The organism is uncultured Kluyvera sp. (assembly GCF_902485085.1).
Lineage (GTDB): Bacteria > Pseudomonadota > Gammaproteobacteria > Enterobacterales > Enterobacteriaceae > Kluyvera > Kluyvera ascorbata.
In genome coordinates, this window is the sequence record NZ_CABTJS010000158.1 from 1 (window position 1) to 22,990 (window position 22,990).

Here is a 22,990-nt window from a genome sequence, read left to right on the forward strand (position 1 = left end):
CCGTTACGCACCACCCCGTCAGTAGCTGAACAGGAGGGACAGCTGATAGAAACAGAAGCCACTGGAGCACCTCAAAAACACCATCATACACTAAATCAGTAAGTTGGCAGCATCACCGAATTACATGCAATAAAAGGCCATGCGATTACCTCTACACATCTTATTGATTCAATAACAGCACGAGAAAATACGTTTTCAACATTAAAAATAGTAGACAGAGGGAAAATCTGCGAACAAGATAAAATGAAAGCATTGATTCAAAGACTTTCAATGTTGACTAGAATTAATTCAGTACAGTTTGAGTTATGTAATAAACTTGATAATATTGTTGTCCTTGATCATTACAATGACTGGAAAATATTCACCTCACTTGCACATAAAAAAAACTTAGACATTGCTAAATTAATCAATTTACAACCGGTCAAACATCCTTCTGGTTACGGTAATATCACACATGACTTCGCGAAATCAAAAATAGATTGGCTCGAAAATTTGTTATCCTCAAATAGTGATAGAAAACCTCATCGTATTTTTTTAGTATGCGATAGAGATGAAGCAATACTCACATTTAAAGGTGATGGTGTTTCTGTTGTTGCGCAGCAGCTCGAAAGGCGGATTAGAGAACTAAAAAACAAACATAGTCCTAGAACCGAAATTTATTTGCTATCATGGCATCGTCGCGAAATAAAAAACTACCTTCTATCTTATTCTGCCATGACAGAATATGATAAGATTGGTTGTGTGAACAATGATGATCTACCAAAAAATTCCTATTTGAAATTAAATGATCCCGGAGATAATGAGCATATAAGGGCTTTAAACGTAAAGGAATATATAACTGAGTTAATAGATTCAGATAGCATTGGCTTGGATGAGATAAAATTAGCCAAGTATATTTCATTCATCCCTGCAGAAGAAATAAGTATAGATATTGAAAATATGTTTAAATTTTTAGAGAGCAAACTATGAAAAATAAAAATATACTAGAAATAATGCTCAGTATTATTAAAAATGAACATAATATAATAAATACTGAACAAGCCGTAAAAGTTATTTCGTGCTTGCTGATAAAAAAATATTTATCACTTTCTCTGGAAGGAGAGGTAAATATCCAACACTATAATAACGCACATAACAATGATATTGTTGACTGCATTAAACAAATAGAAAATATTATAAGAATATCAGATATTACCCATGGGAGTAATACCCCCCCTGTTTTATCAGACCTTTACTATCATTTAGAGGAATTAGATAAATTTATATCCACAACAAATTTAAAAAATACTTTAGATGATATAAACTCGTTATCGCACTTTTACAATTTAAGGGATGATTATGCAAAACTTTTATCTCGTATGTCTGACGAGTCAGGCAGTTCAGGTGCATACTATACTCCAACTGCAATTTGCGAACTTCTGACTCAAGATATTACAAGCTCTCCAAATGATCACATTTATGATCCCGCATGCGGCACTTCAGGCCTTTTACTATCGGCTTTTTATAATATAAAGAATACATATAAAAATGGCCATCCAAAAGTTTTTGGTAAGGATCTATCATCTTTCTCTTGCCTACTATCTTTATGTAATATGTTACTAAACAATATAGATAACTTTTCTATCGAATGTGGTAACAGTATTCAATGCAACAATTTAGAACATAAATACAACTTAATAATATCAAATCCTCCATTCGGGAAAATAGATGCATATAATAATGATTCTGTACATAAATATCTGGAATATAATTTTTTAGAGCATATTATGCAATCTCTAGAGAATAATGGAAATGCAGCAATTATATTGCCTAACAGATTTTTTTCAGATGTCCAACACGAAGCCATCACTCTTAAAAAGAAATTACTGTCAGATTTCAATGTAACTAAAATAATATCATTGCCTGCTGGAGTTTTCCTACCTTATACGGCAGTTAAAACTAGCATACTGTTCTTCAGTAAGAACGGGCACACACAAAAAATTTTAGTACATGATGCTAGCAACCAATATAAAATAACAAAATCAAATCCTTTTAATATTATTCATACTCAGGAAATAATATCATCATTGTCGCAAAATAAAAATTCTCCGTGGACCTGGGTTTTAAACAATGAAGACTTACAGTCTAATTATAATTTTCTAGAACGACCAGAAATTCACAGAGAGCGATTAAACTTTAATATTTCATTAGAAAATATTGATTCTCTTGATGAGAATTTAAGTAATTTTGATGATGTGCTATTTTCATTAAAGAATGATATAAAGAAATTAAAAGTTGATCTCGACCATGCCAGGACTAGCAATACATCCATAAAATATAACCTTGATGATTTATTGATAATAAAGGCTGGTTTATTGCTACAGAAAAACAATCTTTCAGAAGAAGGAGAAATACCAGTTTTTGGTGGAAATGGGGTTATTGGTTATACTAATGAGGCAAAAGAATCTGGCGAAACCATTGTTATTGGAAAAGTTGGAGCCCTTTGTGGAAATGTGAGATATTGCAACGGGGACATTTGGGTTACAAACAACTCTATGATTGTTAAAAATAGAAAAGACGATATAGTCTATATGCCCTACCTTGCGAAGTTATTAAGTGCAATGGAGTTAAGAAAACTATCATCAGGAACTGCACAGCAATATATCACAGTTCGTCATATAAAATCGATAGATATAAACTTACCATCAATAGAAATTCAAATAAAAATAGATTATTTGCTATGTCAAATAGAGAATAAAATTAACTCAATTGTTAAGCTGAGAGATAAAATAAACTCTTGCAGCATTCATATAATGAATGATATCACTTGTAACTTACAGATAATAAAATAATCCGCCCATTACAAGCCGTTATATTGTAAATGCATTGATTATTTTTAATTAAAACTAGACTTTGATTAAAATACTGGTTAAATTTACAGGTGTTATTTATCGCAAGGCGCCCGTGCTGGAACACGAACGCCTCGCTAATCACAATCCCTATTGAAAAGGAATAGAGACCATGACTACCCCGCATTCTATTGCAGAATTCACCGATCCAGAAGTCTCCCCAACAAATAACCGTCACCTGACCGTAAGTTATGCGAGCCGTTATCCGGATTATACCCGCATCCCCGCGCTCACCATGAAGGGCCAGTGGCTGGAAGCCGCCGGTTTTGCCACCGGTACAGAAGTCGATGTGAAGGTGATGAACGGTTGTATTGTGCTGACGGCAAAACAGCCGGAGCCAGAACTGATGCAGTCGCTACACCGGGTCTGCAAGCTGTCGGCGCGTAAACAGCGTCAGGTGTAGGAGTTTATCGGGGTGATTTCAGGCAAAGCGCTAAGACGGGAAGCGTAAATACCGCCGGTGAAAAACGCCGGGTGGCGCCGCGCTTACCCGGCCTACCGTTCGAGCGCTATGACGCCGCACCCACCGCCCCTTCCCCATTCGCCGCATCCTGCGGTTTTGACACCGTGCGGCTTTTGCTGCCATCCACGCCAATCGCAATCTCCCCTTCCACCGTCACCCGGCGCACCACGCGCGGCTGGGTGCCGTAGTCGTTGACCGCGTAGTGTTGGGTGCTGCGGTTATCCCAAATCACCACGTCGCCCTGCTGCCACTGCCAGCGCACGGTGTTGTCGAGGCGGGTGATGCGGTTTTGCAGCAGCTCGAATAATTGTGCGGACTCCCGCGAGCTGAAGCCCACCAGCCGTTTGACAAAGTGCCCGAGTAACAACGCACGTTCGCCGCTGACCGGGTGGACGTGCACCACCGGGTGCTCGGCTTCCCATACCGAAGAGACAAACACTTTCTGGTGATGCGCCAGGCGGTGGCTTTCCACGACAACGCGTTCAGCGCCGTAGTCATAGTCGTTGCTGTGCACCGCGCGCAGGGTGTCGACGAAGCGCTTGAGCGTCTCCGGTAGCTGTTCGTAGGCTCGGGCGGTGTTGGCCCACACGGTGTCACCGCCGTATTCCGGGATGGTGACGCCGCGCAGGATGGAAATTTTCGGGAAGGCGTCAACGAAGGTGACGTCGGTGTGCCAGGAGTCGGCGCGGCCGCCGCCTTTCGAGGCGTCGAGTTCGAACAGTTTGGTGCCTTCCGGCGCAGGGACGGTGGGATGGGCGACAATCTTACCGAAGCGCGCGCCGAAGGCCTGATGCTCGGCGTCGGTCAGATGTTCCTGCTGGCGGAAGAACAGCACTTTGTATTTGACCAGCGCCGCCTCCAGCTGGGCGAAGGTGTCGGCATCCAGGTCGGCGGAAAGGCTAATGTCGCGGATCTCCGCGCCAATATTGCCCGCCACGCGGCGAAGATTTAATAAAGGAAAATCAGTATCAGCAGTGTTCACAGCAGTCATGATGGCGCCCCTATAACATCGTCAGAAGCCCGAATATAGAAATATTCCAGCGGGTCACAAAGTCGAGTTTGTGATATTGATAGGTCGCAGATGGGATTGCATTATTCGGCATTGAGCCGCCCCGGGGAAAATACAGGAGCCACAATGACCACGGAAATCACCCTTACCCCCGCCGAGCGCGAGAAGCTGCGCGATCGGCTGACCGACTACTGCGCCAAACAGTTCGACCTCGAGCTGGAGCAGTTCGACGCGGAGTTCTTTATCGATTTTATTATCGAAAATCTGGGGCCGGCCTTTTATAACGCCGGGATTGATGAGGCGATTCGCACCCACTTTGCGTGGAGCGAGCGCATTCAGGAAGAGATGGATCTGAAGAAAATTCTATGATTTCACAGTACGTTATCCGTTCTTTACGCGACCATCCCGAGCAGATGGAGGCGGTTATCGCCTATTTCCAGCAGCAGTGGGCGTCGGAAGAATCGATGATGGTTTACGACGACGCGCTGCGCCGCACGCCGGGGGCGAAAAATCCGCTGCCGCAGTGGTATTGGTTGCAGGACGGCGAGCGCATCATCGGCTGCGCGGGGTTGATTACCAACGATTTTATCAGCCGCGGCGAGCTGTATCCGTGGCTGTGCGCGCTGTACATCGAGCCGGAATACCGTCAGCTGGGGTTGGCCCGCCGGCTGATTGAGCATATCGCCCGGCACGCCCACATGCTGGGGTTTAGCCAGCTGCATCTGTGCACCGACATCGACGGGTTTTACGAGAAATCAGGGTTCATATTTAACGGGTTAGGCTACCATCCGTGGGGAGAATCTTCCCGGGTTTACAGCCGAGAGCTGGGGGTATGATCAACAAAACCCTATTTTAAATAGGGGTATAATGGCGACTTATTTTATCGTCTCCCGTGTTACGGGGAAGGAAAATCATGTCGCTTATCACCGATCTACCCGCCATTTTCGATCAGTTCTCCGAAGCCCGCCAGAAAGGCTTTCTTACCGTCATGGATCTCAAAGAGCAGGGCACGCCGCTGGTCGGCACCTACTGCACCTTTATGCCGCAGGAGATCCCGATGGCGGCGGGCGCGGTCGTCGTGTCGCTGTGCTCTACGTCAGATGAAACCATTGAAGAAGCGGAGAAAGACCTGCCGCGCAACCTGTGCCCGCTTATCAAAAGTAGCTACGGCTTTGGCAAAACCGACAAATGCCCCTACTTCTACTTCTCCGATCTGGTGGTCGGTGAAACCACCTGCGACGGCAAAAAGAAGATGTACGAGTACATGGCCGAGTTTAAGCCAGTGCACGTGATGCAGCTGCCGAACAGCGCCGCCGACGCGGCTTCCCGCGCGCTGTGGAAGGCGGAAATCCTGCGTCTTCAGCAGGCGGTTGAAGCACGTTTTGGCACGCAAATTACCGAAGCATCGCTGCGCGAGGCGATCGCCCTCAAGAACCGCGAGCGCCGGGCGCTGGCCAACTTCTACCGCGTCGGGCAGCTCAATCCACCGGCGTTAAGCGGCAGCGACATTCTGAAAGTGGTGTATGGCGCAACCTTCCGCTTCGATAAAGAGGCGCTGATTGATGAGCTGAACGGCATGGCCGAGCGCGTGCGTCAGGAGTGGGAAAACGGCAAACGGCTGGATGCCCGCCCGCGCATTCTGATCACCGGCTGCCCAATTGGCGGTGCGGCGGAGAAAGTGGTGAAAGCCATCGAGGACAACGGCGGCTGGGTGGTGGGCTATGAAAACTGTACCGGCGCGAAGGCCACCGAGCGCTGCGTGGACGAAGACGGCGACGTCTACGACGCGCTGACCGATAAATACCTCGCCATTGGCTGCTCGTGCATCTCACCCAACGACCAGCGCCTGACCCTGCTCAGCCAGATGGTTGAAGAGTATCAGGCAGATGGCGTCGTCGACGTGATTTTGCAGGCCTGTCATACCTATGCCGTTGAATCAACGGCCATTAAACGCCATGTACGCCAGCAGCACAACATTCCCTATATCGCCATCGAGACCGACTACTCGACCGCCGACATCGGCCAGTTGAGTACCCGTGTCGCGGCGTTTATTGAAATGCTGTAGGAGCGCTTGTGACGTTTTCGATAGGTATTGATTCAGGCTCCACTGCGACCAAAGGCATTCTGCTGGAAGACGGCATGATTCGCCGCCGCTTCCTCGCACCCACGCCGTTTCGCCCCGCCGATGCGATTGTTGAGGCATGGGAAACGCTGCGCGCCGGGCTGGAAGTGCGGCCATTTTTGACGCTGACCGGTTACGGCCGCCAGCTGGTTGATTTTGCCGACAAGCAGGTGACGGAAATCTCCTGTCACGGGCGCGGCGCACGGCTGCTGCTGCCGGAAACCCGTACGGTGATTGATATCGGCGGTCAGGATAGCAAAGTGATCCAGTTGGATGACGACGGCAACCTCACCGATTTCCTGATGAACGACAAGTGCGCGGCAGGTACCGGGCGTTTTCTGGAAGTGATATCGCGCACGCTGGGGGCCAGCGTCGAGCAGCTTGATGCGCTGACCGCAGGCGTGGAGCCACACATGATTACCAGCATGTGCACGGTGTTTGCCGAATCCGAAGTGATTAGCCTGCGCTCCGCGGGCGTCCCGCCGGAGGCGATTCTGGCGGGGGTGGTTAACGCGATGGCGCGACGCAGCGCCAACTTTATCGGCCGACTGTCGGCACAGGGGCCGCTGCTGTTTACCGGTGGCGTTAGCCACTGCGCGGCGTTTGGGCGGATGCTGTCAGCGCACGTGAACATGCCGGTGCACACGCATCCCGACGCGCAGTTTGCCGGGGCGATTGGTGCGGCGATGATTGGGCAACGGGCGAGAAAATGACGGAGTATCTGTTTTTGTTCCACTCGACGCTGGGCGTGGTGCAAACCCGCAAGGCGCTCCAGGCCGCAGAGATATCCTTCCGGGTGGCGGATATTCCGCGCCAGCTTCGCGGCGGCTGCGGGCTGTGTATTTATCTGCATTGCGAGGAAGGCAGCGAGCTGCGCTGGGTGATGCCCGGCGCAACGGAGAGTATTTATCGCTGCGGCGAGGGGGTCACGTTGTTGCATACGTTCCCGGGCAATGAATAACGACTGAGATGTGCCCCCTCTCCCTTTTTAAGGGAGAGGGTTGGGGTGAGGGTTAGTTCACGGTAGCAGACAGAATTTAGGCATCCAACCTGCCCCCTCACCCTAGCCCTCTCCCCACAGGGGAGAGGGGACCCATTGTGCCAGGCAATTAACGGCACCATTTTTCCTGCTGAAGCTCCAGCAATAGCAGCATCATCAGCGCCTGGGCGTAGGGTACCGGAGCCATAGCGATATCGCAGTAATATTGCAGATCCGGCCCGACCATCGTCCCTTTTGACGCTTCCAGTAAGATCCCATCGTCGATCCTGTCGCGCAGCGCATGCCAGGCGCGCATCGCGTGATCGGCCACCTTCTCGTCGAGGATCCCCATTCTGACGCCGCGCAGCATGCCGTAGGCGATCCCGGCGGTGGCGGAAGATTCTTGCGGCGATAAAGGATCGTCGAGCAGCGTGTGCCACATGCCGTTGTCGGCCTGATGCTCGCAGAGCGTATTCACCTGGCGCGCGACCACCACCGAGAGGTAGCGCTTCACGCTGGCATCGAGGCTGTCGCCGAGCAGGGCGATAAATTCCGGGATCGCCACGGTGATCCACGCGTTGCCGCGCCCCCAGAACGCTTCGGAGAAGTGATGTTTACCGACAAAGGTCCAGCCGTGGTACCACAGCCCGCTCGCCGGTTCGCACAGGTAGCGGGTGTGCAGCAGGAACTGGTACGAGGCTTCGTCGATCAGATCTTTGCGCTTGAGCACCACGCCTGCGGTACCGAGGAACAGGCAGGTCATAAACAGCGTGTCGTCCCACAGATGACCGGTGTTCGGCTGCTCTTTCACCACATGCTGGAAGCCGCCCTCTTCTGTTTTTGGCAAGGTGCGTAACAGCGCGTCGGCCCAATCGTTCACCACCTTCAGCAGATCGTCCCGCCCGGTGTGCCCGGCAACCAGCGCGAGGGTAATCATCGGCGCGGTGGTGTTGATCTGGATTTCCGGCAGCCCTTTCGCCAGCTGATCTTCATACCAGGTGAGGATCGACTGCTGGAGGCGAGCATCATTCTGCTGGCGCGCGTACTGCCAGAAGCCGTACAGGCCGACGCCCACTTCCCATTCCCACTCTTCGAAGTGGATCGCAAAACCTTCACCGCCGCGGGTGCCGACTTCACCCATATTTTTCAGGCGACAGAAGCCCTGAACCACCTGCTCCAGCAGGCCATTTAATGCTGCGTTGTTCATTGCGCGTCTCCTGACACCGTGACCTGAATTTCATTGCCCACCAGCGTCGGGAACGCGGCGGCCTTGCCGTTGCGCTGGCAGTTGCCCTGCCCGTCGAGCTGCATCAGCGTGTGCTGGCTATCCATCACCCGCGCGACGTCGCCTTGATGTTCAATGCGCAGCGCCTGGACGCGCTGGCAGAAGGCGCTAAAATCACCCTCGCCCACTTCCAGCCACCACGCCACGCGGCGGCCTTCGGCGCGCACTTCATCGCCGTTGACGGTGAGCGGCTGCGAGCACAGCACGGCGGCAAACGCGTTGCCCGACCGTACCACCACGCCCTGTGCCAGCGGGAGCACCTCATCAAAGGCTTCGGCGTGAAGATGCAGATGCGTCCAGCCGAGCGCATCGCGTTCGTCCAGTTGCCACAGCAGCATCGCCTGATTTTCTACCTGCATCACACGCGGCAGCACGCCGTTGCCCGCCCAGAAGGAGGGACGCGCTTCGCTGCCCGGTGCCACATCACCCGGATGGTTCACCCACAGCCGCGCCTCGGGACGTGCGGCAAACTGCACATCCACCAGATGCTGCTGATGCCCGCGCTCGCCGCTGTGGTGATCCACGCAGCTCGAGAGGCTTACCGTTGGCTGCTTCCACGCCACAATGCTGCCGCCGCCGCACTGATAGTGAGCGCTGAGCGTACCGTGGGTTAAGCGCGCGTAGTGTGCCGATTCTAACGGTGGCACGTAGTCGCTCAGGCAAAAGAACGGCAGCGAGGCGCACTTACGATTGACGTGCCCACCGCCCCAGGCGACGTGGCCGAAGGCGGAAAGCTCGGTCATCTGGCCTGCCAGCAGCTCTTTTTCATACACCCGGCCCATGGTGCCCGCGGCAATGCCGGATTGGTAATGCAGCGAACTGGTCTGCATCAGTCGGTCAATCAAGCGCTGGGCGCGCTGGCGCAGCGTTGCATCGTCGGCTAGCTGGTAGAGCGCGAACAGGCCGATGTAGTCCACCGGGTAGTAAGGCGCGGAGTTCCACTCAACAAAGCCCTGCTGCTCGATAGCATCGAACCAGGCGTTCAGGCGTTGAGCAGCCACCGCCTGTTGTTCGCGGCCCGTGCGGCCAGAAGCAATAAAGCGTTCCTCCGGGAACATCTGACCGGCGAGATACTGGGCGGTGTGGAAGCACAGCGCGTGGTTTTCGCTCCAGTACCACATCACGTCATTGCCCAGTTCGTCGTACCAGTAGCGATAGCCGACGATGGCGGAGCGCACGCGTTTCCACAGCACCGCCGGGAAGTGTTCACCGTGGAAGTCATGCCAGATCCACAGCAACGGCACCATCGAGAAATCCGAGCAGTCCTGGCGGGCGCTGATACGCTGCAGGGTGCGAATCAGTAATTCCTGCGCCTGCGGGCCGGTATCGCCCACGTGCAGCATGGCCAGCAAGCGCCCGGTGCGCGGTACGCCGTGCTCGGCGATGTAGCTCAGAGCCACGCGTTTGCGGGTCTCCAGCACCCCTTCGCCGCCGGGCAGCGCCTCATGGGGTAGCACGGTGACGCTAAGATGGCGGCTCATGATGACATCACCCAGCGAGGCGGTCAGCGTCAGGCGGTAGTGGCCCATGTCGATTGAGGCCGGAAGCTGGAGCGTTAGCTCGCCGCTGCCGGTGGCGAGCAGGCCGAAATCCAGCGGCGTCGTCGGGATGCCATCGTTGCCGAGGCTGTGGACCGCGCCGCGCAGCGTCAGGGTCATATTGGCCTGGCAGCCCAGCATCAGACGCTGGTCGCGGGCGGTGAGGGTCGCGGGCAGCGAGTCCATAAACTGCGCCAGCGCTTCCACATACGCCGTATCCATCGTCGGCAGCCCTGCCTCAAGCGGATGCTCACCAAGATAGATCATGCGAAAAGCAAAAATCGTGTCGCGTTCAAATAGCTCGTCAAGGTGGATCAGCAGCGCGTTCTCCCCCTGCTGAAGCGGAATCTCAACGGCCTGCGTTTGCAGCGTATTGCGCGTGAACGGCGTGAAGCAGGCGACCTGCTCGCTGCCGTTCCAGATACGCACGCCGCCGCAGGTGGCAATCTCGAAAGGATAGCGGCCGGTATGCGGCGCACGCAGCGTCACGCGCAGCCAGCGCTGGCTGTGGGTGACAACGGGCTGCACGCCCGAAAAGGTGACGGTATCGCTGTGTCCGGTCCAGGTGACCTCGTTTGCCGGTAACGCCTTCTCTGGTGACACGGCGCGCCTGGCGAAATCGCGACGGAAGATGCGCCGACAGAATGCGTCCCCCGCCGGGCCTTTACCGTTAGCGAACCGATAGTCCATCGGTTCATCGACCGCTTCGCCCGTGAAAAACTCTGCAAACCGCTCATTGTGCGGCAGTGACACCGTAAAACGCGTCAGCGCTTCGCCCGCAACCAGCCTCATCATGCTTTCCTCAATAACCGCTAAGTAATGGTTCGTTATTTTCTGGAAACGGTACGCCACAGGCTATGCGGATAAGCGCGGGGTTTTGCGGAACTGCCCGGTCATTCACAATCCTGACCGGGCGCGGGGATAAAACGTGATGAATATCACATGAGGATAGCTACCAGCCCATGGTGAAACGGGGAAATTCACGTTTTCCGGCAGTAGAGCGCGAAGGTGAAGTGATCGTCATCACACTTTACCCCTTCAACTGCGTCAGCTCGTGGCTCAGGCTGTCGGCCAGCATGCGCACGCGGGTTGGATCGAACATCACGTGCAGCCCCGGTGAGGCATCGGTGTGCTGGGCACAGAAGCTGTCCATCTCCGCTGCGCAGCGGTACAGCTCCTGAATATTGACCTGGCAAATCTCGCGCATGCTCCAGCTGTTTTCTACCAGCCGCGCAAAGTGGAGGGTGAAGAAGGCTTTCTGGGCGTGGCGGAACAGCAGGCAGTAGAGGTCAAAGCCCTGCCACTCCTCCTGCCAGCGTTTTTGCAGCGAATACGGGAACGCCGCGCGTTCGGCAAAGGCGAGCGCCTGCTCGCGTAGCGTCACCGCCGCCTGCCAGGCACCGTCTTTCTCTTCGGCAATCAGCGACAGGTTGCGCCCGGAGGTCTCAACATCGCTGGCGCTGAAGAAGATGTCGCGCTCAGAGCCCGGCAGCCAGTGGTTGCGATTGAGCTGGCCGTACAGGCTCCACACCGCCTGACCGTAGCTTGCGGGTACCTGGCTGTGGCGATGGAAGACGTGGTCGCGTACGTAGATGGCCTGATACAGCACCTGCCCGGCCTGCGCCATCAGCGACTGGAACTCTTCAAATGTTGCCTCATCGGGCCGCCAGCCGTAGCATTCATCCAGCCAGTGGGTCAGCAGCGCCGCGCGGGTCAGATGTTCATCTTCGCGGGCGAGGAGTTGGCTACAGGCTACCAGGTTGCACTCGCTCAGCGTGCCGATGATCCAGTGGTTATCGACTCCTTCCCAGCTGGTTTTGCACACCGCGCCGTTGATGCTGGTGTTGCCACGGCACCACAGCAGACGCCCCTGTAGCTCGTCGATGCGCGGGAACGGAAACACGCCCCAGCCCACCTCTTCGCCCACAAGATCGAGCTCCACCCAGACGTCGCGGTTTTCCACGTCGAGCAGCGCCGGGTTATTGGGAAACGTTGGCCAGAAGCGTTCCGGCGTGAGTTTGATCGACACCGACACGCATTCCGGTAGAGTGCGAACCGCCTCCATCACGTTAGCGATATCGTGGTTGCCCGCCGGGAAGGCGCGCAGCACCAGATGTTTATTCTCCCGCATCATCGCCCGCGCCATGGCGCTAAAACACTGGGTGTAACGCGACAGGCTGCGTGGGTCAATATGCGGCGAGGGGTCGTCCTGACCGGTCAATTCCCAGTTGGGACGAGAGACCGGCAGCAGGCCGTCGGTATTGGAGAGCGCCACCAGCAGTCCGCTCATGGCGGGAATTTGCTGGCACAGTAGCGTGAGTTTATCCGCCAGATACTGACACCAGAATTCCACGTCAAAGCGGATGCTGCCGTCTTTATCAATCAGCTGCGGGTGCGCCGCCAGCAGGTCGGCGGGGAAGCTAAGCTCTTTAGCCTGAAGATAGAAACGCAGCCCCTGCTTGTGGCAGTAGCCCGCCAGGCGGTTGAGATAGACGCAGCGGGCGCGCTGCTGGCTGGAGAGACGGTCGTTGTACTGGTGCGGCGTATAGCCCTTTGGCGAGACCAGCTTGTCGAACAGGTCAACCTGCCCGACAATCACGGTATTAAAATCATGGCGGGCCGCCCACTCCACCAGTTCGCAGGCTTTCTCCCAGTTCCAGAACTCTTGATTATTCAGTTCCAGCGCACGCGTTTTCCACATCGTCTTCTCCCTCACGCCACCTCGGCGAGCGGCTATTGTTAGCACAAATGGGGGAGAAGAATCACCGTCCTGGAGTGCGCTACTTCACAATAAAGCGCGTTGGGGCGAAACAGTTAAGCAGGCGATGCAGGATAAACACCATCGTCAGGGTCGCCAGCAGCGAGATCGTCACCGAGGTGGCGCGATACACATCGCTGAACACCAGGTCACCGTCCGGCTGTAGGTTCTGGCCAAACATAATGCCGATGGTGGTGATGCTGGCGAAACCGACGCCCGCCCCGACCTTCTCCATCACGTGCAGTCGTGCGCTGAACGCCAGCCCTAAGCCGATAAGCGGCATCATCAACAGCATATGGCTACTGTGATCGTAGAGGATCAGTTGTATCACCAGAATGTACAGACAGGCCAATACCACGCCCGCTACGCGCCAGATTGAGCTGATCACCGCGCCACGATAGTGCATCGGGAAGAGGATCAGGATCCCCGCCATCAGCGCCGAGAGCGAGTCGCTCAGGTCGCTCACCTGGAAGACGATAAAGATAATCGTCGCCACCGTGCCCGACAGCAGCGATTCATGGCGCACTCGCGCCGCGTCCTTTTCAATCAGCGGCGGTGGCTTACGCGGTTCGGCATCCGGGATCAGGTAATGCATCAGCGCGCTCAATGCCACCGCCATCACGCTGGCCTCAATATTCGAAAACAGCAGCGTGTGCCAGTTCGCGGAAGGGTAGCTCATAAAGTTGAGCATCACGCTCTGGCAGACCACGCCCATCGAGCCAAACAGGAACAGCGGCCCCTGGCTCATAAAACGAAAACGCACCACGTACAGCGCAAACACTACCGCCGTCATGATGACCGGCCATTGGCTGAGATAGCCGATGATCAGTACCATTTCGAGGCAGTTCAACGACGCACTGAAGATAAACTGCTTGGCGACGTGGCGGTTAAATACCGGTACTAAAGACATTAACAGCAGCGGGTAAACGACGAAAAACACGCCGTAGTGAGTATCGTAAAACGTCGAGATACTCAGCGCCACCATACCGGCAAAGGCAATGCGCAAGGTCTGACGGAAATCATTCGCCGTGTAGACGATGTTGCCGTGAGGGGTAAAGACCTGCGCGAGGGTTTTAATAGACATAGTGCAGCCAGCTAATCAGGTGGATTTGCAGCCCTGAGAAGAAGCGGGCGAAGCCGCCCTCGCTGTTATACAGCTGCACCGTGGCGCGCGCGCCGGTCGGCAGGGTTTTATCCAGCGGTTCGTCGAGCGCCACGTGAATGCGCATACGCTGCGCGTCACGCACCCAGCGGGTGGATTGCTCCGGCTGCGACAGCTCACCGTTCACCGCTTCCTGGCCTGCTAGGATCCCCGCATCGCTGCTGGTCACCTTCGCGGCAAACACCTGGCCCGGCAGCGCATCAAACACTACCGCTGCGTCGGTACCCTGTTTGGTATGACGCAGGCTCTTTTCACGGAAGTCGGCCACGATATCGGTTTTCTGATTGACCACCGCCATCACCGCGCTGCCCGCTGAGGCATAAAGGCCAGGGCTGAGCTGAAGGTTACTGACGGTACCGTCCGCTTCAGCGCGGATTTTCGTCCAGTCGAGATTGAGCTGCGCTTCCCGCAGCGCCGTTTGGTACTGCTGAAGGGTAACGTTGCGATTATCGTCACGCTCGCCGCGCTGAATTTGCAGGTTGTGGATAGACGCACGAAGCGCGCTGACCGACTGCTCGCTGGTCTGCCAGGTGGTGCGGACTTTATCGAGGTCCGACTGCGAGACGTTTTGCATGCGGCTCAGGCTCTGGTAGCGATCGTAGGTCACGCGGTCGTTGCGGGCCGTGAGCTGCGCGGTCTTGAGATTCGCTTCAGCTGCGGCAATCTGGGCATCAAGCTGCTGATTGCTCAGCTTAGCCTGTGCCAGCGCCAGCGCGGCGGAATCGACCTTGTTCTGGAACGGCGTCGGGTCCAGCTCATACAGCAGGTCGCCCTTTTTCACCGTGCTGTTGTTATGCACGTAGACCTGCGAAACGTAGCCGGAGACGCGCGAAGAGATAGGCGTCACGACGCGCATCACCGTGGAGTCCGGCGTCAGCGGGATCCAGATGTCGGCAACGATAAAATAGAGAAACATCAGCAGGAAAGAGGCAATACTGACCCTTACCCAGCGGGCAAACTTCTGTTCTGGCGTCATCATGGTGTTTAGTCGGTTTTATTATTTTCTTCGCGGATATTCCGCAGATTGCAGGCAATTTGATTCAGGGTGTCGCTAAACTTCGCGATGTCGTCGGCGGGAATGCCGTTAGCGACGCGAGTCTGGAAGGCTTCAATCACCTGGTTTAGCGTTTTGAGTACGGCCCGACCTTCGTCGGTGAGCGTCAACAGACGTATGCGTTTGTCGTACGGTGAGACGGTGCGCTGCAGGTAGCCCTGCTGTTCCAGTAACGTGAGCGTACGCATCAGCGGCGGCAGTTCAATGCCCTGCATCTCCGCAAGCTCACTGACCGAAACGTTGTCACCCAACTGATGAAGCTGCATCAGCACCGTCCAGCTAGACTGGGTCAAGCCGGTATCGGTAATCGCGTGATCGATGATTGAACGCCACTGGCGTACCACCATCGCCATACGCATACCCATTGGGCGGCGGGCAAACAGTTCATCTTCGGTCATGACACTCTCCGATCGTTTCGTATCACTACGATAATACTTACCATGATAAGTATCAAGGAACGAAGAGGCTAAACCGCATGGATTGTAAAACGGGGCTATCTGGCCGCCATGTATTCCACGTCCATAGAAACGCAGTTAACAAAGCCAATACGCGCCAGCGACGTAATGGGGCCTCGTGCGGTGAAAGGAACCCGGTACTCTTCATCTTCGATAGTTACCTCACCGAAGCGAAGTTCGGGGGTCATCGTACCGAGCTGGCTTTTTTCCTGATACCAGCGCGGGAAGCGGCCGCGTAAATAGTCCTCTTTCACCCGCAACAGCGCTTTACGGGAAAAATCTGGACGACAGGCCGACGTCGTATCGGGGAAGGCTTCATGGACAACGCATATCGTCGAAATGCCCGCAGTCAGCAGGCCACAAAATAGTGCAATCACTAATAATGTCTTTTTCATGCTGAAGGTAGGTTATGTTGAGTTAATGTATTATCACGTCGGAGTATTCTAGAAACATAAGGGGGTATGTAAACCCGCTCGTTGGTATTGTTGCGTAAATATCGAATAAATAACTCAGTAAAAAAGATGAGTTGCCGTAATATATTCATACTGATTGTCGATAATCTCCTTTAATTGTTTTATGCCGCCTCCATTCATAATAATTCTATTTATTTTTACACCATCAAAATAACGAAGTCTAATAACTCATAAAGACAATTTTTATCTATTTCTGGGCACCCACATCCAGAAATAACGTCGTTTCACGGTGAAGGGGTAGACAGCGCAGGCGGTTTGGTGGCAGGATAAAAAGATGAACACAAACGTGACCGTTACCCGCTACAACCGTTGGTGGCTGCCTTCATAACAGGCGGCTCGGGTTACGTTATCTTTTTTCAAAGCCGCCGAAAGGCGGCTTTGTTGTTTCTCAGTCTCGTCTTTCGGCTTTATATCTCATAAGGAACGACTGATGAACACCACCCATACTATCCTGACCGGCGACCGTCCTACCGGCCAACTGCATCTCGGCCACTATGTCGGCTCTCTGCGCCAGCGTGTGCAATTACAGCATGAGCATCAGCAGTTTATTCTGATTGCCGACCTGCAGGGACTGACCGACAACGGCAGCAATCCGCAAAAAATCAGCCACAATATTCTCGAAGTCATGGCCGACTATCTGGCGGTAGGTATTGACCCGAGTCGCACCACTCTCTGCCTGCAATCTGCTCTGCCTGCGCTGGCGGAACTGACCGCGCTGTATATGAATATCGTTACCGTGGCCCGCGTGGAGCGTAACCCGACGGTGAAAAACGAGATTGCGCAGAAAGGTTTCTCCCGCTCGCTACCGGTCGGCTTTATGGCCTATCCGATTAGCCAAGCCGCCGACATTACCGCTTTTAACGCCGATCTCGTGCCGGTGGGTGACGATCAGCTACCGATGATCGAACAAACCAACGAGATCGTGCACAAGATGAATAGCCTGACCGCCGAGCCGGTGCTGCGCCACTGCAAAGCGCTGCTGAGCGACGTGAGCCGCCTGCCAGGCATTGATGGCAGCGCGAAGATGTCGAAATCGCTCGGCAATACGCTAACTCTTAGCGCCAGCGAGTCTGAAATCCATCAGGCGGTGAGCGCCATGTACACCGACCCCAACCACCTACGCGTAGCCGACCCAGGGCAAATCGACGGCAACGTGGTCTTCACCTATCTCGACGCATTCCATCCCGATAAAGCGCTGGTCGCGGACATGAAGGCGCACTACCAGCAGGGCGGACTGGGCGACCGACAGTGCAAAAACGTGCTGGAAGCGTGCTTACAGGAACTGCTGGCCCCTATTCGTGAACGCCGTGCGACCGTGATTCAGGATAAAGGCATGCTGCTGGAACTGCTGCGTCAGGGCAGCAAACGGGCGCACGAGGTCACTCAGCAGACGCTGCACGCGGTCAAACGCGGGCTTGGGCTGCCGGTACTGTTCTGAGCGCCATGAGGGCACGGGAGCAGCCGCGCCCTCTTCTACTTTGATTAATTGTGTTAAAGCTTTCGCAAACCCATGTTAACGGCATGGACATAATGAATGTCGGTGTTAGTATGACATTGACAGTAGCTATATTTATGCGTGTTTCATTTACGGCCAGGATTGCTGACGATGACCACATGAGTAGCACTCTTCACAGCATCCTTTCCTTTCTTTCAAGACGAAACGCGCGCACTCAGCAACAGGGAACAAAGCGGGTAGCGTATGGACAAATTCAAGCAGCATTGGGCCTGGTATATCGTCGGTATCGTGGTGGTGATTGCCGCCGTAGCGTGGTGGATGCTTCGCCCGCCGGGGCTGCCGGCAGGGTTCGCCAGCAGTAACGGCAGAATTGAAGCCACGGAAGTGGATATCGCCACCAAGACCGCCGGACGTATCGAGTCGATCGTCGTCAAAGAGGGACAGTTTGTCCGCCAGGGTGACGTGCTGGCCCGCATGGACACGCGGGTGCTGAACGAGCAGCGCCTGGAAGCCGCCGCGCAAATTAAAGAAGCGCAAAGCGCCGTCGCCGCAGCCAAAGCCTTGCTGGATCAGCGTCAGAGTGAAATGCGCGCCAGCGAAGCCATCGTCAAACAGCGCCAGGCGGAGCTGGACTCCACCGCCAAACGTCACGCTCGTTCCAGCACGCTATCGCAGCGCGGCGCCGTTTCTGCCCAACAGCTCGACGATGACCGCGCCGCCGCTGAAAGCGGCAGGGCTGCACTCGAGTCCGCCCGCGCACAGGTCTCTGCCGCCCGTGCGGCAATAGAAGCCGCCCGCACCAGCATCATCCAGGCGCAAACCCGCGTCGAAGCCGCCCAGGCAACCGAACGCCGCATCATGGCCGATATCGACGATAGCGAACTGAAAGCCCCGCGCGATGGGCGCATTCAGTACCGCGTGGCCGAGCCGGGCGAAGTACTGGCCGCCGGTGGGCGTGTGCTGAATATGGTCGACCTCGCCGACGTCTACATGACCTTCTTCCTGCCCACCGAGCAGGCCGGGCTGTTAGCCATAGGCAGCGAGGTGCGCCTCATCCTCGATGCCGCGCCGGATCTGGTGATCCCTGCCAATATCAGCTTTGTGGCAAGCGTTGCCCAGTTCACGCCGAAAACCGTCGAAACCAGCGATGAGCGGCTCAAGCTGATGTTCCGCGTCAAAGCACGCATTCCGCCGGAACTGCTGGCCGAGCACCTTGAGTATGTGAAAACCGGCCTGCCAGGGATGGCCTACGTGCGTCTGGATAACCAACAGCCGTGGCCCGCCACGCTGATGGTGAGGTTGCCGCAATGAAACAGGATATCCACCCCGCCGTCGCCAGACTGGAGCACGTCGGCCAGCATTTTGGCGCCACCGTCGCGCTGCGCGATATCTCGCTGACCATCCCCTCCCGCCGCATGGTGGGGCTGATTGGCCCGGACGGCGTGGGAAAATCGAGCCTGCTGTCGCTGATTGCCGGCGCGCGGGTAATTGAGCAAGGCAACGTGATGGTGCTGGGCGGCGATATGCGCGATACCCGGCACCGCCGCGATGTCTGCCCAAAAATCGCCTGGATGCCGCAGGGGCTGGGGAAAAACCTCTATCACACGCTGTCGGTCTACGAGAACGTCGACTTCTTCGCGCGGCTGTTTGGTCATGATAAAAGCGAGCGTGAAGCGCGCATCGACGAGCTGCTGCAAAGCACCGGGCTGGCACCGTTCCGCGACCGCCCGGCGGGGAAACTCTCCGGTGGAATGAAGCAAAAACTCGGCCTGTGTTGCGCGCTGATCCACGACCCGCAGCTACTGATCCTCGATGAACCGACCACCGGCGTTGACCCGCTCTCGCGCGCGCAGTTCTGGGAGCTTATCGACAGCATCCGCGAGCGCCAGCCGGAGATGAGCGTGCTGGTCGCCACCGCTTATATGGAAGAGGCCGAGCGCTTCGACTGGCTGGTGGCCATGAACGCCGGGGAAGTTCTGGCCACCGGGAGCGCGGAACAACTGCGCACCCACACCAATAGCCAGACGCTGGAACAGGCGTTTATCGCCCTGCTGCCGGAGGCGCAACGTAATGCACACCAACAGGTTGTCATCCCGCCGCGCGATACCCGCGAGGAGGAAATCGCCATTGAAGCGCGCGCGCTGACCATGCGCTTCGGCAACTTTGTCGCGGTGGATCACGTGAACTTCCGTATCGCCCGCGGCGAGATTTTCGGCTTTCTCGGCTCCAACGGCTGCGGTAAGTCCACCACCATGAAGATGCTGACCGGGCTGCTGCCCGCCAGTGAAGGGGAAGCGTGGCTGTTTGGTCAGCCGGTCGATCCAAAAGATATCGAGACTCGTCGTCGGGTCGGTTATATGTCACAGGCCTTTTCGCTCTACAGCGAGCTGAGCGTGCGTCAGAACCTGGAGCTGCACGCGAAGCTGTTTCACATTCCGGATGACGAGATCCCCGCACGAGTTGCCGAGATGAGCCAGCGCTTTATGCTCACCGAGGTGGAAAACGCCCTGCCCGCCGCGCTACCGCTCGGTATTCGCCAGCGCCTGTCTCTGGCGGTGGCGGTTATCCATCGACCTGAAATGTTGATCCTCGACGAACCGACCTCCGGCGTGGATCCGGTGGCCCGCGATATGTTCTGGCAGCTGATGGTTGACCTGGCGCGGCAAGATAAGGTCACCATCTTTATCTCCACTCACTTTATGAACGAAGCGGAGCGCTGTGACCGCATTTCGTTAATGCACGCGGGCAAGGTGTTAGCCAGCGATACGCCGCAGGCGCTGGTTGAAAAGCGCGGTGCGGCCACGCTGGAAGAGGCGTTTATTGCCTATCTGCTGGAGGCTTCCGACCCTGTTCCGATTACGGAGATGGTGGAAGCCCCCGTTAAACCCGAGAGCGATCCACCGCGTCAGGCCTTTAGCCTTCGCCGTCTGTTCAGCTACAGCCGGCGTGAAGCGCTGGAGCTGCGGCGCGATCCGGTGCGATCGACACTGGCGCTGCTGGGAACGGTGATCCTGATGTTTATCATGGGCTATGGGATCAGCATGGACGTGGAGGATCTGCGCTTTGCGGTACTCGACCGCGATCAAACGATCAGCAGCCAGGGCTGGTCGCAGAATATTGCCGGTTCGCGCTATTTTATCGAGCAACCGCCGCTGCATAGCTACGATGAACTGGATCGCCGAATGCGTGACGGGGAGCTGGCGGTTGCCATCGAAATACCGCCAAACTTTGGCCGCGATATCACCCGCGGCACGCCGGTGCAGATAGGCGTGTGGGTCGACGGGGCGATGCCAAACCGCGCGGAAACGGTGCGCGGTTACGTGCAGGCGATGCACCTTTCGTGGTTACAGGAGATGGCCGGGCGACAGCCTTCTGCCAGCCGGGATACCTCATTGATTTCTATCGAGACGCGCTATCGCTATAACCCAGATGTGAAGAGTCTGCCGGCGATCGTTCCGGCGGTGATCCCGTTGTTGCTGATGATGATCCCGGCGATGCTTAGCGCGCTGAGCGTGGTGCGGGAAAAAGAGCTGGGTTCGATCATCAACCTGTACGTGACGCCCACTACTCGCACCGAGTTTTTACTCGGTAAGCAGATGCCTTACATCCTGCTCGGGATGTTCAACTTCCTGCTGCTCTGCGCGCTGTCGGTGTTCGTTTTCGGCGTGCAGCATAAGGGAAGTTTCCTGACGCTAACGCTGGCGGCACTGCTGTACGTGACTATCGCCACCGGGCTGGGGTTGTTGATCTCCACCTTTATGAAGAGCCAGATCGCCGCCATCTTTGGGACGGCAATTATTACGCTGATTCCGGCCACTCAGTTCTCCGGAATGATCGATCCGGTCGCGTCGCTTGAAGGGCCAGGCCGCTGGATTGGCCAGATTTACCCGACCAGCCACTTCCTGACCATCGCCCGCGGCACTTTCTCAAAAGCACTGGGGTTAGGTGACCTGTGGGCATCGTTCATTCCGCTGCTGATTGCCGTGCCGCTGGTGCTGGGATTAAGCGTGTGGCTGCTGAAAAAACAGGAGGGATGATGCGCGGATTACGCAATATTTATAACCTCGGCGTGAAGGAACTGCGCAGCCTGTTGGGCGATAAAGCGATGCTGACGCTGATTGTGTTTGCCTTCACCGTTTCGGTCTACTCTTCGGCAACGGTGATGCCGGGCTCCCTGCATCTGGCGCCGATTGCTATCGCCGATATGGATAAATCGCAGCTCTCATCACGGATTATCAACGGCTTCTATCGGCCGTGGTTCCTTGAACCGGAGCTGATTACCGCCGACGAGATGGACGCGGGGCTGGATGCTGGGCGTTACACTTTCGCCATCAATATTCCTCCGAATTTTCAAAGAGATGTGCTGGCAGGAAGGCAGCCGGATTTGCAGGTTAACGTCGATGCCACCCGCATGAGTCAGGCGTTTACCGGCAACAGCTATATCCAGAATATCGTGACCGGCGAGGTGAACAGCTTTGTGGCACGGTATCGGGATAACAGCGCGTTGCCGGTGGAACTGGCGGTGAGGATGCGCTTTAACCCGAACCTTGAGCAGGCGCGTTTTGGCGCGGTGATGGCGATTATCAACAACATTACGATGCTGGCGATCGTGCTCACCGGGTCGGCGTTGATCCGCGAACGCGAGCACGGCACGGTCGAACACCTGCTGGTGATGCCGGTGACGCCGTTTGAGATTATGCTCGCCAAAGTCTGGTCGATGGGGCTGGTTGTACTGGTGGTGTCGGGGCTGTCGCTGATGCTAATGGTGCAAGGGATCCTGCAGGTGCCGATAGAGGGATCCGTTCCGCTGTTTATGTTGGGAGTTGCGCTGAGTCTGTTTGCGACAACGTCGATCGGCATTTTTATGGGGACGATCGCGCGATCGATGCCGCAGCTTGGGCTGTTGATGATCCTGGTACTGCTGCCGCTGCAGATGTTGTCCGGTGGTTCGACGCCGAGAGAGAGCATGCCGCAGCTGGTGCAAGACATTATGCTCACTATGCCTACGACGCATTTCGTGAGCCTGGCGCAGGCTATTCTCTATCGCGGTGCCGATTTTGCTATTGTCTGGCCGCAGTTTTTGACGCTGCTGGCGATTGGCGGGGCATTCTTCGGGATTGCGCTGGTGCGTTTTCGTAAGACGATTGGGGAGATGGCGTAAGGTTTGTTGGCCGGATAAGGCGTTTTCGCCGCCATCCGGCAGCGTGCTTCACCGCACTTTCATTTTCCACAGACGCAAAAAAGCCCATCCGTCAGGATGGGCTTCTTCACTTAATTGATGCCTGGCAGTTCCCTACTCTCGCATGGGGAGACCCCACACTACCATCGGCGCTACGGCGTTTCACTTC

General features: G+C 55.3%; 21 protein-coding genes. 12 read left to right on the plus strand and 9 right to left on the minus strand.

The window, feature by feature from the left end; genetic code table 11:
• Nucleotides 1-62: IS1 family transposase (locus tag RDN66_RS19130; protein WP_001676991.1), on the minus strand; the 62-nt coding region annotated here is incomplete at its 3' end.
• A gap of 181 nt (nt 63-243) precedes the next feature.
• Here RDN66_RS19130 and RDN66_RS19135 point away from each other — a divergent pair.
• From RDN66_RS19135 to symE, 3 genes are all read left to right on the plus strand, one after another.
• Entirely contained in the window at nt 244-969 is a 726-nt protein-coding gene (locus tag RDN66_RS19135) for a hypothetical protein (RefSeq protein ID WP_308538116.1), read from the plus strand.
• Entirely contained in the window at nt 966-2,831 is a 1,866-nt protein-coding gene (locus RDN66_RS19140; RefSeq protein ID WP_202216585.1) for an N-6 DNA methylase, read from the plus strand. The genes RDN66_RS19135 and RDN66_RS19140 overlap by 4 nt, the downstream gene beginning before the upstream one ends.
• A gap of 169 nt (nt 2,832-3,000) precedes the next feature.
• The gene (gene symE, locus RDN66_RS19145; RefSeq protein ID WP_202216586.1) at nt 3,001-3,291 is read left to right on the plus strand and encodes an endoribonuclease SymE; all 291 of its coding nucleotides are present in this window, start codon (nt 3,001-3,003) and stop codon (nt 3,289-3,291) included.
• Nucleotides 3,292-3,397: 106 nt separating this feature from the next.
• Here symE and RDN66_RS19150 read toward each other — a convergent pair whose 3' ends face one another.
• Nucleotides 3,398-4,342, minus strand: coding sequence for a TauD/TfdA family dioxygenase (locus RDN66_RS19150; RefSeq protein WP_202216587.1), 945 nt, complete (start codon nt 4,340-4,342; stop codon nt 3,398-3,400).
• A gap of 144 nt (nt 4,343-4,486) precedes the next feature.
• Here RDN66_RS19150 and RDN66_RS19155 point away from each other — a divergent pair, with 144 nt between their 5' ends.
• The 5 genes from RDN66_RS19155 to RDN66_RS19175 all read left to right on the plus strand — a co-directional run bounded on the left by RDN66_RS19155 (nt 4,487) and on the right by RDN66_RS19175 (nt 7,443).
• A complete protein-coding gene (locus RDN66_RS19155) occupies nt 4,487-4,729 on the plus strand; it encodes a DUF2164 domain-containing protein (protein WP_106930469.1) in 243 nt (80 codons plus the stop codon).
• Nucleotides 4,726-5,196, plus strand: a complete 471-nt coding sequence (locus RDN66_RS19160; RefSeq protein WP_202216588.1) for a GNAT family N-acetyltransferase — start codon at nt 4,726-4,728, stop codon at nt 5,194-5,196. Before RDN66_RS19155 ends, RDN66_RS19160 begins: the two co-directional genes overlap by 4 nt.
• A gap of 77 nt (nt 5,197-5,273) precedes the next feature.
• Nucleotides 5,274-6,425 carry a double-cubane-cluster-containing anaerobic reductase gene (locus RDN66_RS19165; RefSeq protein WP_202216589.1) on the plus strand — a complete coding sequence of 384 codons (1,152 nt, stop codon included), beginning with the start codon at nt 5,274-5,276 and terminating at the stop codon, nt 6,423-6,425.
• Nucleotides 6,426-6,433: 8 nt separating this feature from the next.
• Nucleotides 6,434-7,195: a putative 2-hydroxyacyl-CoA dehydratase activator YjiL gene (gene yjiL, locus RDN66_RS19170; RefSeq protein WP_202216590.1), complete on the plus strand. Its 762-nt coding sequence runs from the start codon at nt 6,434-6,436 to the stop codon at nt 7,193-7,195.
• Nucleotides 7,192-7,443 (plus strand): DUF3343 domain-containing protein, encoded by a 252-nt coding sequence (locus RDN66_RS19175; protein WP_035893406.1) that lies wholly within the window; start codon nt 7,192-7,194, stop codon nt 7,441-7,443. The genes yjiL and RDN66_RS19175 overlap by 4 nt, the downstream gene beginning before the upstream one ends.
• Nucleotides 7,444-7,591: 148 nt before the next feature.
• Here the strand turns inward: RDN66_RS19175 and RDN66_RS19180 are convergent, their stop codons facing one another.
• From RDN66_RS19180 to RDN66_RS19210, 7 genes are all read right to left on the minus strand, one after another.
• The gene (locus RDN66_RS19180) at nt 7,592-8,668 is read right to left on the minus strand and encodes a glycoside hydrolase family 105 protein (protein ID WP_202216591.1); all 1,077 of its coding nucleotides are present in this window, start codon (nt 8,666-8,668) and stop codon (nt 7,592-7,594) included.
• Nucleotides 8,665-11,079, minus strand: coding sequence for a hypothetical protein (locus tag RDN66_RS19185; RefSeq protein ID WP_202216592.1), 2,415 nt, complete (start codon nt 11,077-11,079; stop codon nt 8,665-8,667). The genes RDN66_RS19180 and RDN66_RS19185 overlap by 4 nt, the downstream gene beginning before the upstream one ends.
• 235 nt (nt 11,080-11,314) lie before the next feature.
• Nucleotides 11,315-12,985 (minus strand): hypothetical protein, encoded by a 1,671-nt coding sequence (locus RDN66_RS19190; RefSeq protein ID WP_202216593.1) that lies wholly within the window; start codon nt 12,983-12,985, stop codon nt 11,315-11,317.
• 79 nt (nt 12,986-13,064) lie between these two features.
• The gene (locus tag RDN66_RS19195) at nt 13,065-14,126 is read right to left on the minus strand and encodes a DUF2955 domain-containing protein (RefSeq protein WP_123651571.1); all 1,062 of its coding nucleotides are present in this window, start codon (nt 14,124-14,126) and stop codon (nt 13,065-13,067) included.
• The gene (locus RDN66_RS19200) at nt 14,116-15,183 is read right to left on the minus strand and encodes an HlyD family secretion protein (RefSeq protein ID WP_202216594.1); all 1,068 of its coding nucleotides are present in this window, start codon (nt 15,181-15,183) and stop codon (nt 14,116-14,118) included. Before RDN66_RS19200 ends, RDN66_RS19195 begins: the two co-directional genes overlap by 11 nt.
• Before the next feature lie 5 nt (nt 15,184-15,188).
• A complete protein-coding gene (locus RDN66_RS19205; RefSeq protein ID WP_035896491.1) occupies nt 15,189-15,656 on the minus strand; it encodes a MarR family transcriptional regulator in 468 nt (155 codons plus the stop codon).
• 95 nt (nt 15,657-15,751) lie between these two features.
• Entirely contained in the window at nt 15,752-16,108 is a 357-nt protein-coding gene (locus RDN66_RS19210) for a YebF family protein (RefSeq protein WP_115074833.1), read from the minus strand.
• A 508-nt stretch (nt 16,109-16,616) separates the two neighbouring features.
• On the opposite strand from RDN66_RS19210, the gene trpS reads away from it, so the two are divergent.
• From trpS to RDN66_RS19230, 4 genes are all read left to right on the plus strand, one after another.
• Entirely contained in the window at nt 16,617-17,624 is a 1,008-nt protein-coding gene (gene trpS, locus RDN66_RS19215) for a tryptophan--tRNA ligase (RefSeq protein WP_202216595.1), read from the plus strand.
• 261 nt (nt 17,625-17,885) lie between these two features.
• On the plus strand, nt 17,886-18,953 hold the full coding sequence (locus RDN66_RS19220) for an HlyD family secretion protein (protein ID WP_202216596.1): 1,068 nt from the start codon (nt 17,886-17,888) through the stop codon (nt 18,951-18,953).
• Complete coding sequence (rbbA, locus tag RDN66_RS19225) at nt 18,950-21,679, plus strand: ribosome-associated ATPase/putative transporter RbbA (RefSeq protein WP_308538117.1); 2,730 nt, start codon at nt 18,950-18,952, stop codon at nt 21,677-21,679. Before RDN66_RS19220 ends, rbbA begins: the two co-directional genes overlap by 4 nt.
• A complete protein-coding gene (locus RDN66_RS19230; RefSeq protein ID WP_123651576.1) occupies nt 21,679-22,803 on the plus strand; it encodes an ABC transporter permease in 1,125 nt (374 codons plus the stop codon). The genes rbbA and RDN66_RS19230 overlap by 1 nt, the downstream gene beginning before the upstream one ends.
• Nucleotides 22,804-22,990: the final 187 nt, after the last annotated feature.

What these genes read in the sequence shown, in the direction of transcription:
- RDN66_RS19135 (WP_308538116.1), top strand. Translation starts at nt 244, where the DNA reads ATGAAAGCATTGATTCAAAGACTTTCAATGTTGACTAGAATTAATTCA.
- RDN66_RS19140 (WP_202216585.1), top strand. Translation starts at nt 966, where the DNA reads ATGAAAAATAAAAATATACTAGAAATAATGCTCAGTATTATTAAAAAT.
- symE (WP_202216586.1), top strand. Translation starts at nt 3,001, where the DNA reads ATGACTACCCCGCATTCTATTGCAGAATTCACCGATCCAGAAGTCTCC.
- RDN66_RS19150 (WP_202216587.1), bottom strand. Translation starts at nt 4,342, where the DNA reads ATGACTGCTGTGAACACTGCTGATACTGATTTTCCTTTATTAAATCTT.
- RDN66_RS19155 (WP_106930469.1), top strand. Translation starts at nt 4,487, where the DNA reads ATGACCACGGAAATCACCCTTACCCCCGCCGAGCGCGAGAAGCTGCGC.
- RDN66_RS19160 (WP_202216588.1), top strand. Translation starts at nt 4,726, where the DNA reads ATGATTTCACAGTACGTTATCCGTTCTTTACGCGACCATCCCGAGCAG.
- RDN66_RS19165 (WP_202216589.1), top strand. Translation starts at nt 5,274, where the DNA reads ATGTCGCTTATCACCGATCTACCCGCCATTTTCGATCAGTTCTCCGAA.
- RDN66_RS19175 (WP_035893406.1), top strand. Translation starts at nt 7,192, where the DNA reads ATGACGGAGTATCTGTTTTTGTTCCACTCGACGCTGGGCGTGGTGCAA.
- RDN66_RS19180 (WP_202216591.1), bottom strand. Translation starts at nt 8,668, where the DNA reads ATGAACAACGCAGCATTAAATGGCCTGCTGGAGCAGGTGGTTCAGGGC.
- RDN66_RS19185 (WP_202216592.1), bottom strand. Translation starts at nt 11,079, where the DNA reads ATGATGAGGCTGGTTGCGGGCGAAGCGCTGACGCGTTTTACGGTGTCA.
- RDN66_RS19190 (WP_202216593.1), bottom strand. Translation starts at nt 12,985, where the DNA reads ATGTGGAAAACGCGTGCGCTGGAACTGAATAATCAAGAGTTCTGGAAC.
- RDN66_RS19195 (WP_123651571.1), bottom strand. Translation starts at nt 14,126, where the DNA reads ATGTCTATTAAAACCCTCGCGCAGGTCTTTACCCCTCACGGCAACATC.
- RDN66_RS19200 (WP_202216594.1), bottom strand. Translation starts at nt 15,183, where the DNA reads ATGATGACGCCAGAACAGAAGTTTGCCCGCTGGGTAAGGGTCAGTATT.
- RDN66_RS19205 (WP_035896491.1), bottom strand. Translation starts at nt 15,656, where the DNA reads ATGACCGAAGATGAACTGTTTGCCCGCCGCCCAATGGGTATGCGTATG.
- RDN66_RS19210 (WP_115074833.1), bottom strand. Translation starts at nt 16,108, where the DNA reads ATGAAAAAGACATTATTAGTGATTGCACTATTTTGTGGCCTGCTGACT.
- trpS (WP_202216595.1), top strand. Translation starts at nt 16,617, where the DNA reads ATGAACACCACCCATACTATCCTGACCGGCGACCGTCCTACCGGCCAA.
- RDN66_RS19220 (WP_202216596.1), top strand. Translation starts at nt 17,886, where the DNA reads ATGGACAAATTCAAGCAGCATTGGGCCTGGTATATCGTCGGTATCGTG.
- rbbA (WP_308538117.1), top strand. Translation starts at nt 18,950, where the DNA reads ATGAAACAGGATATCCACCCCGCCGTCGCCAGACTGGAGCACGTCGGC.
- RDN66_RS19230 (WP_123651576.1), top strand. Translation starts at nt 21,679, where the DNA reads ATGCGCGGATTACGCAATATTTATAACCTCGGCGTGAAGGAACTGCGC.